This window comes from Streptomyces sp. NPDC003035 (genome assembly GCF_042888285.1).
Classification (GTDB): Bacteria; Actinomycetota; Actinomycetes; order Streptomycetales; family Streptomycetaceae; genus Streptomyces.
Genome location: NZ_JBIAPJ010000001.1, coordinates 1043649 through 1058556 on the forward strand (window position 1 = coordinate 1043649; position 14908 = coordinate 1058556).

Below are 14908 nucleotides of genomic sequence, written 5' to 3' on the forward strand. Positions count from 1 at the left end.
CATCATTGACTTTGTTCACAGCGTGTACGTTCCATTCGGTTGTGCAGGGAATGTGGAGGTCGGCAGATATGTGGAGTCCCGCGCCGGGAATGGTGATCCATGACCGCTATCGACTGGAGTCCGTACTGGGTCGAGGTGTGATGGGTCATGTGTGGCGGGGGCGCGATCTGCCTCTCGACCGGCCCGTCGCGGTGAAGACCGTCGCCATGGAACTGCTGGCCGTGGAGAGCGGTCGGGACGCCGCACTGACACGGTTCGGCAGGGAGACACGGGCGGCCGCACGCCTCGATCACCCGAACGTCGCCACGGTCTTCGACGCGTCGAGAACGGACGACATCTGCTGCCTGGTGATGGAACTGATCGACGGCACCACGCTCGAGTACCTCTTCGACCAGCAGGAGGACGGCCGGTTCGACGTCCCCTCCGCCGTCGCTGTCGCCGCCCAGCTGTGCGCGGGGCTCTCCGCGGTCCACGCGGCGGACCTGGTGCACCGCGACCTCAAGACGCAGAACGTCATGATCCGCCGCGACGGTGTCGTGAAGATCCTCGACTTCGGTCTGGTCAAGCTGCTCAGCGACACCGACCCGAGGCTGACGACGACCGGCGAGGGCGTCGGCAACCTCATCTGTGCCTCTCCCGAACTGCTGGCCGGCCGGGACCGGCTCGACGGCCGCAGCGACCTGTACGCCGTGGGCTGCCTGCTGCACCACATGCTCACCGGGGAGACGCCCTTTCCCGCGGATCAGCCGGCGCTGCTGGCCTCCCACCACCTCGCCTCGCCCCCGCCCCTCGTCGCCGACGCGGGGGTGCGCGTGCCCGGGGATCTCCAGGACCTGATCACGGCACTGCTGGCCAAGCGGCCCGACGACCGTCCCGCGTCGGCGGCCGAGGTCTACGCCGCTCTGGCCCCCCACCTGCCGGAGCCGGATCCCGGGCTGGCCGTCAGGAGGACTCCCCCCGAGGATCCGCGCCGTCCCTTTCTGGTCCCCCAGGGCCCGACGCCCCTGGAGTGACGGTGTCGCCGGGTCCGAGAGCGCCCCGATCGTTGTAGCCCGCACTTTTCGGTCCTGGGCGGCGCGGGAGCCGCGCGACCGGTGACAGAATGGCCCGGTCGGCCGCGGCGCCGTGAGGCTCCCGGCCGCGGGAGGCGGCGGGCGCGGCAGGCGCCGGAACTGGGGGCGGGGCGCGATGCGGCGGAGCCTGGGGCGGTACGAGCTGACGCACGAGCTGGGCCGGGGCGGGATGGGCGTCGTCTGGGCGGCGCACGACCGCGACCATGATCGCAAGGTGGCCGTCAAGCTCCTCGCGACCCGTGGCCGCGGCGCCGAACCGAGCATGCTGGAGCGCCGGTTCCTGCGCGAGATCCGCCTGACCGCCCGCCTGCGGCACCCGGGCGTCCCCGCCGTCCACGACCACGGCAACCACGAGGGCGAGCTGTACCTGGTCATGGACCTCGTCCCGGGCCGGGCCCTGGACGCCGTCCTCAAGAACGACGGCCCTCTGCGTGTCGAGCAGGCGGCGGATGTGGCGCGCCGCGTGTCCGAGGTGCTGTCCTACGCCCACGGCCAAGGGGTCGTGCATCGCGACCTGAAGCCGTCGAACCTGATGCTGACCCCCGACGGGGAGGTCAAGGTCCTGGACTTCGGGGTCGCCGCGGCTCTGGAGCCCCAGCCGGGCGAGACCCGTTTCACCGCTGTCGACGCCACTCCCGGCACGGTCGTCTACATGGCGCCCGAGCAGGCCGTCGGACGGACCGTGCCCGCGAGCGACCTGTACTCGTTGGGGTGCGTCCTGTACGAACTGCTCACCGGCGCGCCTCCCTTCGTGGACGCCAGCCCGTTCATGCTCTACCACCGGCACGCCAACGACCCCGTCCCGCCGCTCGCCGACCGCCGCCCCGGCGTACCGGACGGCCTGCGGGCGCTGGTCGAGTGGCTGCTGGAGAAGAAACCCGAGGACCGGCCCGGCTCGGCCGATGAGGTGGCCGCCCTGCTCGCGGCCTGGGCCCCCCGGCCGGCTCGCGCGGCCGGAACCGCGCCCGCTCACCCGCGACTGGCCGAACTGGCCGCCCTGCGCCGCGCGGGACGCCCCGCGCGTGCCCTGGAGGAGTACCGCGAGCTGATGGTCGACCCCGGTCTCGACCGCGCGGACACGCTCGCCGCCCGGGCCGGAGCCGCCCTGTGCGCGGGGACGCTCGGCCGCACCCGTGAGGCCCTGGAGGAGCTGAGGTCCGTCCTCGCCGAACAGCGCAGCCTGCTCGGGCCGGGCCACCCCGCCGTGCTGGACACCCGCTACGAGATCGCCGTCCTGCTGGTCCGCACCGGGGAGCGGCACGCTGCCGAGGAGCTGCTGCGGCGTCTCGCCGGCGAGGAGGAGACGGTCCTGCCCGAGTCCGACGCCGGGCACGGACGGAGCCGGGAACTGCTGGAGCGGCTGCGCCGCATGAGCTGAGGGCCGCAGGCGATCCGAACCCCCGACCGGTCGTCTGTAATCTCTGTTCACAGTGCGCTGCTCATGTTAGCCTGCCGTCACGCCGTTCCGGAGGGGAGACAGAACACGGGACACTGTCTACGGACGACGGCAGGTGAACACCGAGGGGAACAGCGCCCATGACGCCAGCAGCTCAGCGCGAGACCGAGCGGACGGGGACGCGGACGCTCCCCGAAGAGGGAAACCTGGTCGAGGTACGCGGCCAGTCCTGGGTGGTCGCCCGCGTCGAGCCGACCTCGGCCGCTCCCGCCGACGAGGACGACCGGCGCCCCGCGACCCTGGTCCATCTCCAGTCCGTCGCCGACGGCCGCTTCGGCGACACCCTCTCCGTGATCTGGGAGGTCGAGCCCGGCCGCCGCGTCCTGCCCGCCGGGTCTCTGCCCGACGCCTCAGCCGGCTCCTACGACTCCCCGAACCGCCTCGCCGCGTTCCTCGACGCCGTCCGCTGGTCCGCCGTCGCCTCCGCCGACGCCAGGACCCTCCAGGCCCCGTTCCGCTCCGGCGTCGCCGTCGAGCCGTACCAGCTGGAGCCGGTCTCCCGGGCGGTCGGCGCACCCCGCGTCAACCTCCTCCTCGCCGACGACGTCGGTCTCGGCAAGACCATCGAGGCCGGCCTCGTCGTGCAGGAACTCATGCTGCGCGGCCGGGCCCGCCGCACCATGGTCGTCTGCCCGGCCGGCCTCACCCTCAAGTGGCGCGACGAGATGGCAGAGAAGTTCGGCCTGGAGTTCACCATCGTCGACTCCGAGCACTGCGCCCGCCTGCGCCGTACCCACGGCACCGCCGCCAACCCCTTCCGGGTCCACCCGCTGACCATCGTCTCCCTGCCCTGGCTGCGCGGCCAGAAGGCCCAGCGCCTCCTCGACGAGGTCATCGGCGCCCCCGAGGAGAGCCCCGACGGCGAGCACAAGCGCTTCTTCGACCTGCTCGTCCTCGACGAGGCCCACCACGTCGCCCCCGCCGCGCCCAAGCAGGTGTACGCGGTCGACTCCCAGCAGACCAAGCTGATCCGGCGCCTCGTCCCGCACTTCGAGCACCGGCTCTTCCTCTCCGCCACCCCGCACAACGGCTACCCCGAGTCGTACACGGCGCTCCTCGAACTCATCGACGACCAGCGCTTCGCGCGCGGCGTGGACCCGGACAAGGAAGCGCTCAAGGACACCGTCGTACGACGCCTGAAGTCGACCATCATGGAACGGGACGGCGTGACGCGCCGCTTCCGGAACCGCCGGATGCACGACCTCTCCGTCGACTACACCCCGCAGGAACGCGAGATCCACCAGCTGCTCGGCTCCTTCGCCGAGCTGCGCCGCAAGAAGCTGACCCCGACGGCCCGGGGCGGCCGCCGCGCCGCCGACCTCGTCACCCTGCTGCTGAAGAAGCGCCTGTTCTCCTCCCCGGCGGCCTTCCTCCACACCGTCCAGGTCTACCTCTCCCACCTGGAGGACACCGGACCCGCGCGCCACCGTACGGCGGCGGCCGAAGTCCCCGAGTGGCTGGAGGAGTTCGCCGACCTCGTCGCCGATCTCGACGACGCGGGGCTGGTCGACGCCGAGGACGACGCCCTGACCCGCTCCACCTCGCTCACCCCGGCGGAGGACGGCCGGGAACTGGACCTCCTCCAGGAGATGGAGCGCTGGGCCCTCACCCACGAGGCCGCGCCCGACTCCAAGGCCGAGGCGCTGATCGCCGAACTCAAGGCCGTCTGCCGCCCCGACGGCAAGAAGTGGACCAACGAACGGGTCGTGGTCTTCACCGAGTACCGCGACACCCAGAAGTGGCTCCACGACCTCCTCCAGCAGGAGGAACTCACCGACGGGGGCCGTGTCGAGCGTCTGCACGGCGGCCTGTCCGCCGAGGAGCGCGAGCGCATCCGGCTCGGTTTCCAGGCCGATCCGTCCCGCGCGGAGGGCAGGGTCCGCATCCTCCTGGCCACCGACGCCGCCGGCGAGGGCATCGACCTCCAGAACCACTGCCACCGCCTGATCAACTACGACATCCCCTTCAACCCCAACAAGCTCGAACAGCGCATCGGCCGTATCGACCGCTGGGGCCAGAAGCACGACCCGGAGATCACCCACTTCATCGGCTCCGGCTGGCAGCAGGCGCAGGCCGGCTCGTACGAGGCCGACCTGGAGTTCCTCTCCCGGGTCGCCAAGAAGGTCGCGCGCATGGAACGCGACCTCGGCTCCGTCAACGCGGTCCTCGCCGACGCCGTCCAGCGCCGCATGACCGGCGACACCGCACCGGTCGACATCGAGAACGCCAAGCCCAAGTTGATCAAGGGCCGCCGCACGGGCGGCGAGGTCGCCCCCGAGCAGAACGTCACCGCCCAGACGAAGCGGCTCGCCGACCAGTACGACGAGACGGTGACCGCGCTCGGCCTCACCCCGGCCAACGTCAAGCGCGTCGTCGACACCGCGCTGGCACTGGACAACCAGCCGCCGCTGCTGCCGTCCACGCTCCGGGCGGAGGACTTCGAACCGGGCGACCTCTTCGACGTACAGCCCCTGTCCGGCAGCTGGGAGCGGGCCACCCGCGGCCTCGCCCACAAGCTCCGCGAGGGCGAGCAGCGCCCGCTCACCTTCTCCCCGGCGGTGGCCGCCCAGGGCAGGGACGACGTGGTCCTCGCCCACCTCAAGCACCCCCTCGTGGCCCTCTCCACGCGTCTGCTGACCGCCGCCGTCTGGAACGCGGACCTGATCGACCTCCACCGCGTCACCGCCGTCGTCTCCGACGACCCGGCCGTGACCACGACCCTCGTCTCCGCCTACGCGCGGTACGTCCTCGTCGGCACCGACGGCACCCGCCTCCACGAGGAAGTGCTGTACGCGGGCGGCTGGTTCGGCGAGACGGGCCGCTTCCGCCGCTGGGAGTCGGTCAACGAACAGGGCAGGGTCCTCTCCAGGGCACTCACCGACGGCACCGAGGCAGCCCCGCACCTGCGAGGGAAACTCACCGAGGCCTGGCCGAAGCTCCGCGACCCCCTCTACCGGTCCCTGGAGGCCCGCGTCGGTGAACTCGGCCGCCAACTGGAGAGCAGGCTCGCCGACCGCCGGGCGGAGGAGGAACGCCGTATCACCGCGACCCTCGCCCGCTTCGAGGACACCCTGCGCGCCAAGCTCAAGGAGGAGGGAGACGGCGAGGGCGAACAGCTCGCACTGCTCTCCGCCCACGAGCTGACCGGCCACGAGCGCCGCCAGTTCGAGGACGACCGCCGCCGCTGGCAGGAACGCCTCGAAGGCCTACCCGCCGAACGCGAACGGGAACTCGCCGCCATCGCCGCCCGCTACCGCGAGCCCCGCTCCCACCTCTTCCCCGCCGCCGTCGTCTTCGTGATCCCCGCAAAGGAAGCCCGCCGATGAGCCCCCGCCGCGCCATGAGCCCCGGAGTAGCCGCCGCCAAGGCCCAGGCCGTCGACGGCCGTCGGCAGCACCAGGAGTGGCTCGACCTCACCGAGGTCTCCGGCCCCTTCCTGACCATGCCCGTCCTGCTGCGCGCATGGCCCCAGCTCGACGCCCTGGAGAAGGACGAGCGCGCCCGCCTCCGCGCCCGCCACGCCGACTGGCAGACGGACACGACGGCCGGCCGCGACGAGTGGGTGGCGTACGTGCTCCGCACTCTGCTGGGCTGGGACGACGCGCTGACGTTCCGCCAGGGCGACGCCGAGCACCACGGCCTCGACCGCCTCGCCCTGCGCGTCGCCGAGCACAACACCGAGGTGCGCCCCGACTTCGCGCTGGTCGAACCGGGCACGGACCTCGCGGTCGAACCGGACGTGGAGTCCGCCGCCAAGCGCGTACGCCTGCTCGGCATGACGGTCCCGGCCGGTACGGCGCCCACGGCCCGCGCCGGCGGTGGCGGCGACTGGTCGGCGGCCCCCGCCGACCGCCTGGCCCGCCTCCTGCGCCACCACGGCGTACCGCTCGGCCTGGTCACCGACGGCCGCTGGTGGTGCCTGGTCTGGGCCCCGCTCGGCGGCGTCACGACCACGGCCGTCTTCGACTCCATCGGCTGGAACGAGCGCGCTGAGCGCAACGTCGTCCGCGCGTTCGTGTCCCTGCTGCGCCGCCGCCGCTTCTTCGAGTACGACGACGCCGAGACGCTGGTCGGCCTGCTGAAGGCGAGCCTCGCGGCGGGCGAGGACGTCACCGAGGCGATGGGCGTCCAGGTCCGCCAGGCGGTCGAACTCCTCGTCGACGCCATAGGGCGCGCGGACGTGCGGGCGGTCGAGCACGGGGCACCGGGCCTGCACGCGTCGGGCGTCGGCGCGGGCGAGGTCTACCGCGGCGCGGTCGCGGTCATGATGCGTGTCGTCTTCCTCCTCTTCGCGGAGGAGCGGGGCCTGCTCCCCGCCGACAACGAGGTGTACGCCCGCTCCTACTCCGCCCGCTTCCTGCGCGACGAGCTGAAGGCACGGGCGGACGAGGAGGGCGAGACGTCCCTCGAGCACACGACGTCCGCGTGGCACCGCCTGATCGCCCTCTTCCACGCCGTGCACGGAGGAGTGGACCACCCGGGCTCCGGCTTCCACCTCCCGGCGTACGACGGCTCGATCTTCGACCCGGACAAGTACCCGTGGCTGGAGCGCACCACCCCGCTCCTCCCGATCGACGACCGCACGGTCCTGCACATGCTCCAGGCCGTGCAGGAGGTCCGCGTCGGCAAGGGCAAGGACCGCGAGGTCCGCACGCTCAGCTTCCGCGCGCTGGACGTCGAGCAGATCGGTTACGTGTACGAGGGCCTGCTGTCGTTCGACGGCCGCAGGGCCACCGAGCACATGGTGGGCCTGATCGGCCCCGAAGGCCTGGAACACGAGGTCACGCTGCGGGAGCTTGAGACGCTGGCGGCGAAGGCCGGCGGCTCCGTGAAGGCACTGGCCAAGTCCGTCCACGAGAAGTGGAAGGACCCGAAGCCCCCGGCGACGGCGGGCCAGCTGGAGAAGAAGCTGGCTCCGCTCGGGGCAGAGGACGCGACGGAGGCCCGGCGCCGGCTGAACGCGGTGACGAAGGACCCGGCGCTGACGGAACGGCTCCTGCCCTTCGTCGGCATCCTCCGCGACGACCTGCGCGGCCTGCCGACGGTCATCCCGAACGGCGCGCTGTACGTCACGGAGTCCTCCCTGCGGAAGAACACGGGCACGCACTACACGCCCCGCTTCCTCGCGGAGGAGGTCGTACTGCACGCGCTTGAGCCCCTGGTGTACGAGCCGGGCCCGCTCCAGACGGCGGACACGGGGGAGTGGCGCCTGAAGTCGGCGGACCAGATCCTGGACCTGAAGGTCGCGGACATCGCGATGGGCTCGGCGGCGTTCCTGGTGGCGGCCTGCCGTTACCTGGCCGACCGCCTGATCGAGGCGTGGGAGACCGAGGGCCGCGCGGACGCGATGGCGTACCGGGCGGGCCGAGCCGTGGAAGCGGTGACGGCGGCGGACGCGGAGCAGGATTCGGTGGTGGTCGAGGCGCGGCGCCAGATCATCGAGCACTGCTTGTACGGGGTCGACATCAACCCGATGGCCGTGGAGATGGCCAAGCTGTCGCTGTGGCTGGTGTCGATGGACCCGGGACGACCGTTCACGTTCCTGGACGACCGGCTGGTGGCGGGGGACTCACTGCTGGGCGTGCACAACATGGAGCAGATCCAGTCGGTGCACATGAAGCCGAGCGGACAGACGGACATCCTGGCCGAGCAGGCCCGGCAGTTGGTTGACCAGCTGACGCGGGAACGGTTGGCGATCACGGCCATCAAGGGCGTGGACCTACCGACGCTCCAGGAGAAGCGGGCACGGCTGGAGGAGGTCAACCGCCACTCGCGGAGGTTGCGGCTGGTGGGAGACCTGATCGCGGGCGCGGCGATCGCTACGTGCGCTTCGGGGCGGGTGCCTTGGTACGAGGCGGAGGGAGGGGAGCGCGTCAGGGACCTGTTCCCTCGGGCTGCGTGGATCGTGCAGCGGATCATGGAGGACGGGGTCGAGGACGACTCCGAGGTGGTGCGGGAGGCGCGGGAAACGGCGGAGGAGTGGCTGGGGGCGGAGCTGCCGGAGGGGGCGCTGGAGCGGCGGCCGGTGCATTGGCCGTTGGTGTTTCCGGAGGTCTTTACCAAGCGGGGTGGGTTCGACGCGATCGTAGGCAACCCGCCATTTCTCGCAGGGTCCGACATCAGTGGCGCCAATGGAAGCGCTTATCGGGAGAGCCTCGTTCAGTATATTGCTGGCGGGGTCACTGGGAACAGTGACCTTGTCGGCTACTTCACGCTTCGCTGTCATGACTTGTTGAACCCCAAGGGGCAATTTGGGGTAATTGCAACCAATACGCTTAGTCAAGGGCGTACCCGCTTGGTGAGCCTTGATCAGATTGTCAACCGAGGGAGTATCATCCGTCGGTCCATCAAGAGCATGAAATGGACGACTAAATCGGCGGCAGTTGAGAACTGTGTGGTATGGATTTCGCGCGTCCGCCTGAGCGAGGGCGCTGCCCTGGTGGCCGATGGGAAGAGGGTCGCCAAAATTTCTCCATCACTGGATGCCGAGGGGAGGGTAGCGGGTAATCCATTTCCTTTGATGCAAGGTGGCAGGCTTTCCTACTACGGTACATATATCCACAGTATGGGATTTACGCTGAGTGATGAGTTGGCGCAATCCATGGTGGATTCCGACCCCCGTAATGCGAGAGTAGTATTCCCGTATCTAGGTGGCGAGTTGAATCAGCGGCCTTCTCTTGACGCGGATCGCTGGGTGATCAACTTCAAGGACTGGACTGTCGAGGAGGCGGCGAGCTATGTGGCTCCTTTCGCGCACGTGGTTCACAACGTAAAACCTTCTCGCGTCAATCACTCAGATAAAAGGCTACGAACGCTTTGGTGGCAGTACAAGCGGCCTACGCTCGACCTCTATCGTGCGATTTCCCGTTTTGAAACTGTAATGGCAGTGGTTCGGCACAGTGAAACCTTGGCCCCTGTGCGCGTTTCGGCTCGGCAAGTATTTAGTGATGCCGTAGTCGTCATTGCGCAGGATGATGAAGCGTTGTTTGCGCTCCTGTGTAGTTCCGTACATTACTGGTGGGCGATTAAGCATGGATCTACCATCAAGGGGGATCCCAGATATAACTCCTCGGATGTCTTTGACACCTTCCCTAGGCCGATATTGTCAGCGGACCTAAGGTCTTTGGGTGTCGAGTTGGATAGGGAAGTGAAGCAGGCGCTCCTGTCGAGGAAGGTAGGCCTGACGAGTCTTTACCACCTCATTGGTGATTCGACTTTCGATGCCCCTGATATCTCGCGCATCAGGCGTTTGCAGAAGGATATCGATGAGTGTGTACTGCGGCTGTATGGGTGGGGTGATTTGATCGCTAATGACTTGGGTCACGCCTGTCACGCAGGGAGGCATGGTGCACGCTTCACGTTCTCTCCTGAAGTGCGGGAGGAAGTGCTGAGTAGACTTATGGAAACGAACCACCAGGTGTACGCCGATGAAGTGCATCTCGGGCTACATAAGGAGTCGGAAGCTAAATTGAGGGAGAAGCATCCAGACCTCCCCCCGCCGTCTCCCGAGGCCGTCCGGAAGCGTAAGGAGCAGCTGGCCGCGCGAGGTGGGTCGGATTTCGGGGAGGGCGCTGAGGGCGCTCTGTTCTAAGCCGTCGGCATGACAACGGGCTCGCTCACGTCACCCCAAGTGACGTGAGTGAGCCCGTTGTTCCGCTCGGAAGCCGTACTCGGCCCTACTCCACCGCGAGCGCCACGAACGCCGCCCACTCGCCCCGGCCGACCCGCAGCACCGGCCCGCCACCCGCGGCCTTCGAGTCCCGTACGTACACGGCGTCCAGGCCGGTGGCCACCTCCACGCAGTCGCCGCCGTCTGATCCGCTGTAGCTGCTCTTGAACCAGTGCAGCCCGTCCACGTGCTCGCTCGTCTGCTCCACGCTCATGTCTCTCCCACCATCCGTTCGATGAGTCGCGCGGACTCCTCGACGTTCAAGGCCTGCGATCGCAGCTTGCCATACCGCAAGGCGAAGGCACTGACCTCAGCGGGCTCTGAGACGACGCACCCGACACCTTGAGACTCGAAGTACCCGAGTTGCGTGTGCTCGTGTGTCTCCACCACCACGAACGGGCCGTTCTTGCCCGGGTGGAAGCCCCGCTGGGCGGGCATGACCTGGACCTCGACGTTCCTCGACGCGGCGGCTTCCAGCAGCCGTTGCCACTGCGTGCGCATCACCTCCGGGCTACCCACCGGATCGCGCAGCGCCTCCTCACTGATGATGAAGGACAACTCGGCGAGCGGCACTCGCGTGAGCAGCTTCTGCCGACTCAGCCGCGCCTCTGTGTGCTGGTCGATGATCTCCTCGCTGAGCGGCGGACAGTGTCCGGCGAACACCGCCCTCGCATACCCCTCCGTCTGCAACAACCCCGGCACCAACAGCGGATCGTACGAGAACCGGCTCACCACCTCCGCCTCGATCAACGCGAAGTTCCTGAAGAACCTCGGCAACTTCGCCCGATCCACCTCCCCCTGAAGCGCCTCCAGCACCCCGCCCACCTCCAGCGCCCGCTCCGCCGCCGTCGTGAACGCAGCCTTCGCCGGCCGTCGCCCCTGCTCCACCGAGGCCACCTGCTCCAGCGAGTAGCCCATGGCGTCCCCGAGCTGCTGCTGGTTCAACCCGGCCCGCTTCCGCAGGTACTGCAACAGCACCCCGTACGCCGACCACTCGCCCGGCAGATCGGGCCCTTCCTCCTTCGCCTTCGCGGCCCGCCCCGTCCGCGTGTCCCGTACGTCCCGTACCGCCTTCACAGCCCCACACCCTTCCCGTCCCGCTCCGCGCCCCGCCCACGGCCGCACTCGCCACCGGTTCATGTCCAACGCGACGCGCGGGAACCGGGACACGCGCCGGACCCGTACAACGCCCGTACAAGACCCGTACAACCAAGCCCGCAGCCGCTCGCCCACTCCGTACGACGAGAACGCCGTACGGCCGTCGTACCTGGTCGGTAGGCCACCCACCCCACCACGCTGATCCTGTGACTCACCATCAGCTCACCGGCGAGACCAAGCCGCCTCTCACACCCGTCCGCCAACTGGCCCTGCGCTTCAGCGGAACCAGGCGCGGCGCCCGCCTCGCCCGCCGGTTCGCCGTGCAGCAGGTCACCGAGTGGACAGGCCTCCCGTACGATTCCGACCCCGCCCGTGCCGTCGCTCTCGTCACCGCCGAGCTGGCGTCCAACGCGGTCCGCCACGGCAGCCTCCCCGGCCGGGACTTCCGCTTGACGCTGCTCTTCCTGTCCGACCGCTTCCGCGTCGAGGTGACGGACACCCGCCCCGAGCGGCTCCTGCCGCCCGAGGTGACACAGCCTGCCGACGAGGTCTCGGGCCGGGGACTGCTCCTCGTCCAGGCCTACGCCGGCCGCTGGGGATGCACGATCCGCGACGCGTTCACGAAGACCGTCTGGGCGGAGGTACCGCTCAGCGCTTCGGGCTCGTGACGCCCACCTCGCCTCCGGCGGAGGGGACCGTCAGCGATCAGCGTAGTGTTCCGCAAGCTTCTCGATCTCCCGGGTCCACAGCAGCACGTCGTCGCCCGCCCGCTTGTACGGTGCGCGTCGCGCCAGTTTGAAGAAGCCGCCGGACGGCCAGCCGCTCTCCTTCAGCACCACGAGCGCCGACAGCAGGGGCGTGGATCCGTCCGGGCTTTCCCGGACGGAGGCGTCCTCCAGGAGGTAGGGCATGGGGCCCTCGTGGGCGGGGACATGGTGGCCGAGCCGTGCCAGTTCGCTGCTCAGGTCGCCGTACGGAATGGGCGCCGCGCCCTGGCGTGCCCGCGAACGCAGGATCTCGATCATGGCGTCCAGCGCCTGCTCGTACTCCAGCGTGCCCTTCTGCATGTGCCCTCCCGGCCTCGGAATCCGATGAGCGCCGAACGTACGCCACCGCCCGCCCGATCGCGGCCCGAATGCCCGAACTGGGTGCCCACCTCTTGTGAACTCAGTACATGAATCCCATACTGATGGCGGTCATCCATCGCCCGCCCTCTCGGCAGGCAGGCACGCGGTCCGGGGGGAATTCATGATCGGCTCGGACGGCAGACTCGTACAGACCGCGGTGATCGGGAGCCGGAACTCCGGACGCGCGATCATCCTGCCGACGGACGCCGACGAACTGACCCGTTGGCGCCGACGCCACCCCACCTACACCTACTGGTGCGGCACCCAGCTCGGTGGCTGCGGCAACGAGCTGTCGGACCGTCTGTACCGCGACAAGGTGTGCCACTTCGCTCACCGGCCCCACACCTCCTGCCACCGTACGGCCACCGGCGCGGCCAGCGCGGACCACCTCTTCATCAAGGACGACCTCGCCGCGTGGGCCGGGCGCAACAGGTTGAAGGGCCGGGCCACTTCACGCGACCTCGGAACCGGGCCCGGAGACGCCGTCGACTTCCGGGTGGGTGGGGCCAGGCAGTATGTGCGCTTCCAGTTCAGCAAGCTCGCGCATGCCGAGTGGCAGCAGGCCCGGCAGAGGCTCTCCAGCGATGCGGCCACCCTCGACTGGGTCTTCGGCCCGGGGACGGCCCAGCCGGAGACCATGGAGGAGCTGTATGACGACTACGGGTACCTGCTCCGCTTCCGTTTCGCGACGCACGGTGCCGTACGGCGTATCCGTCTCAGGGCGGAGGACCCGCGGCGCAGCACCAACTGGGTGCCCCTCGACGCCTGCGCGATGACTCCTGCGGGGCTCCGGGTCCCGGGAGCGGAGCCGCGCCGGCGTTCGGGCCCCGGCCCGACCGCCGAGACGGGTGCCAGGCGTGCGGCGGCGCCGGTGCGGCGGTCCCGCGAGGAGCAGGTGCTCGCGCTGAAGGAGGCGCTGGTGAGCGCGGCGGGGTTCCGGACCCGGCCCACCTGGGAGGCGCTGGCCCGAAGTGCCGGAAGCGACCTGCTCGGGCTGTCCGTCCCGGACCGTGTCAGTCTGCTGGTCGCCGTGGACCAGGCCTGCGGCAGGGAGGGGAGTCCGCTGCTGTCGGCGCTGATCAGGACCGGGGAGAGTGACCCGCCGTCCTACGTGGGGGACGTGGCTGCTGCTGTCGGTTCTGGGACTCCCGCGACGGCGGCGGTGCTCAGACGATGGTGCCAGCGTGAGGCGGACCGGGCGTTCGCCGTGTACGGCGTACCGTCCCGCACGGCTCCGCCACGGCTGCCGCTCACGCTGGACGGTCAGCTCGCCGCACAGCAGAGTACGGCGCCCGTTCAGCACCGGACCATCGTCCACGTCGAGGGCGGTCCGGTTCTTCAGTACGCGGTCCGGCCGAAGCCGAGGGGCCTCGCCAGTGCTCCCGGCGATACCGAGATCGGGGATGCTCTGCACAGTGCACGACTGAGACGGGGACCCAGGTACGCCGCGGCTCTCATGGTGCTGGGGGAGAAGGCGCTGACGAGATTGCCGGAACCGCAGCGCACCGAGCTGGTCGCCGAGATGGCGACCACCCGCCGCTGGCTGGACAGCCTGCCGGACACACCGGCGCAGCAGTCGAAGAAGAGTCGGCGCGCCAAGAGGATCGCGGCCGCGAAGCAGTCGGCGCGAACCAAGAAGACGCAGCAGGGACAGCAGGGGAAGAAGGCGAAGAACCCGTTGCAGGGTGCACGTCCCCTGCCCGGAGTCGGCGACGCCCGACCGGAGAAGAAGCCGAAGTGAGCGGTGCTCCCGCCACGAGTGCCGCCATCACGAGCGTCGCCCCCGCGCTCGCCGTCGGCGGCTGCGAGAGTGACACCGGACCTTCCACCGCGCACACCTCCGCCGTCCCGGAGGACGTGACCGGGCTGCAACCGACCACACCGGCCGACGAGACGGGCACGTGACCCGTGCCGGCGAGGCGGGCGGCGACCGGGGACGGAGCCGTGGGGGATCACGCCGGCGAGGTCGAGCAGATCTCGCTCTCCACGGGCGTCGACGAACCCGGGACATCGGGCGGGTCGATCCCCTGAGACCCACGCTGCCGAAAATCCCGTCGAATTCCATCCGGGTGGCGCCTACCCTCCTGTCATGGCCCACGCGAAGACCTCCTACGTCTGTCTGCCCTGCCGGGCCTCGTACAAGCAGCCCTACGACAGGGACAGACAGCGGGTCTGCCCCCGTTGTGCGCAGCCGCTGATCCACGTGGGCTCCGCCTTCGCCGCCCCGCGCCGCCGGGACACCGCGGCCTGGCGGACGCTGTCCGTGCTGCTGCACGCCGGCGTCCGCTTCCACAAGAGCTGCTGCGGTGGCCCCGGATACCGCCCCCGCACCCTGAGCGAGGTCCGCGAGCGGATGACGTACGCCCGGCGCAGCGGCGAACCCTTCGCGAGGTCACTCGTACGGTACGAGGTGCCCTCTTCCCCGTCGCGCGGTTGAGAAGAACGGCCGCGGACGAGCACCGTTCCGGCGCGTGTGACGGAACCC

General features: G+C 69.7%; 11 protein-coding genes. 8 read left to right on the top strand and 3 right to left on the bottom strand.

What is annotated here, in order from left to right; genetic code table 11:
- The first annotated feature begins 89 nt into the window (after nt 1-89).
- The 4 genes from ACFYV5_RS04630 (at nt 90) to ACFYV5_RS04645 (ending at nt 10120) form a co-directional block, all read left to right on the top strand.
- Complete coding sequence (locus tag ACFYV5_RS04630; RefSeq protein WP_389164288.1) at nt 90-1013, top strand: serine/threonine-protein kinase; 924 nt, start codon at nt 90-92, stop codon at nt 1011-1013.
- A gap of 175 nt (nt 1014-1188) precedes the next feature.
- On the top strand, nt 1189-2451 hold the full coding sequence (locus ACFYV5_RS04635) for a protein kinase (protein WP_389164291.1): 1263 nt from the start codon (nt 1189-1191) through the stop codon (nt 2449-2451).
- 158 nt (nt 2452-2609) lie between these two features.
- Nucleotides 2610-5855 (top strand): DISARM system SNF2-like helicase DrmD, encoded by a 3246-nt coding sequence (drmD, locus tag ACFYV5_RS04640; protein WP_389164294.1) that lies wholly within the window; start codon nt 2610-2612, stop codon nt 5853-5855.
- On the top strand, nt 5852-10120 hold the full coding sequence (locus ACFYV5_RS04645; RefSeq protein ID WP_389164297.1) for an Eco57I restriction-modification methylase domain-containing protein: 4269 nt from the start codon (nt 5852-5854) through the stop codon (nt 10118-10120). The genes drmD and ACFYV5_RS04645 overlap by 4 nt, the downstream gene beginning before the upstream one ends.
- An 85-nt stretch (nt 10121-10205) precedes the next feature.
- Here the strand turns inward: ACFYV5_RS04645 and ACFYV5_RS04650 are convergent, their stop codons facing one another.
- Nucleotides 10206-10412: a DUF397 domain-containing protein gene (locus ACFYV5_RS04650; protein ID WP_389164300.1), complete on the bottom strand. Its 207-nt coding sequence runs from the start codon at nt 10410-10412 to the stop codon at nt 10206-10208.
- Nucleotides 10409-11275: a helix-turn-helix transcriptional regulator gene (locus ACFYV5_RS04655; protein ID WP_389164303.1), complete on the bottom strand. Its 867-nt coding sequence runs from the start codon at nt 11273-11275 to the stop codon at nt 10409-10411. Before ACFYV5_RS04655 ends, ACFYV5_RS04650 begins: the two co-directional genes overlap by 4 nt.
- A 227-nt stretch (nt 11276-11502) precedes the next feature.
- On the opposite strand from ACFYV5_RS04655, the gene ACFYV5_RS04660 reads away from it, so the two are divergent.
- Nucleotides 11503-11964: an ATP-binding protein gene (locus tag ACFYV5_RS04660; RefSeq protein WP_389164306.1), complete on the top strand. Its 462-nt coding sequence runs from the start codon at nt 11503-11505 to the stop codon at nt 11962-11964.
- Between the two features lie 30 nt (nt 11965-11994).
- Here ACFYV5_RS04660 and ACFYV5_RS04665 read toward each other — a convergent pair whose 3' ends face one another.
- On the bottom strand, nt 11995-12363 hold the full coding sequence (locus tag ACFYV5_RS04665; RefSeq protein WP_389164309.1) for a hypothetical protein: 369 nt from the start codon (nt 12361-12363) through the stop codon (nt 11995-11997).
- A 181-nt stretch (nt 12364-12544) separates the two neighbouring features.
- Here ACFYV5_RS04665 and ACFYV5_RS04670 point away from each other — a divergent pair, with 181 nt between their 5' ends.
- The 3 genes from ACFYV5_RS04670 (at nt 12545) to ACFYV5_RS04680 (ending at nt 14860) form a co-directional block, all read left to right on the top strand.
- On the top strand, nt 12545-14164 hold the full coding sequence (locus tag ACFYV5_RS04670; protein WP_389164312.1) for a hypothetical protein: 1620 nt from the start codon (nt 12545-12547) through the stop codon (nt 14162-14164).
- A complete protein-coding gene (locus ACFYV5_RS04675; protein WP_389164314.1) occupies nt 14161-14328 on the top strand; it encodes a hypothetical protein in 168 nt (55 codons plus the stop codon). Before ACFYV5_RS04670 ends, ACFYV5_RS04675 begins: the two co-directional genes overlap by 4 nt.
- Before the next feature lie 184 nt (nt 14329-14512).
- Nucleotides 14513-14860 carry a deoxyxylulose-5-phosphate synthase gene (locus ACFYV5_RS04680; RefSeq protein WP_364280499.1) on the top strand — a complete coding sequence of 116 codons (348 nt, stop codon included), beginning with the start codon at nt 14513-14515 and terminating at the stop codon, nt 14858-14860.
- Nucleotides 14861-14908: the final 48 nt, after the last annotated feature.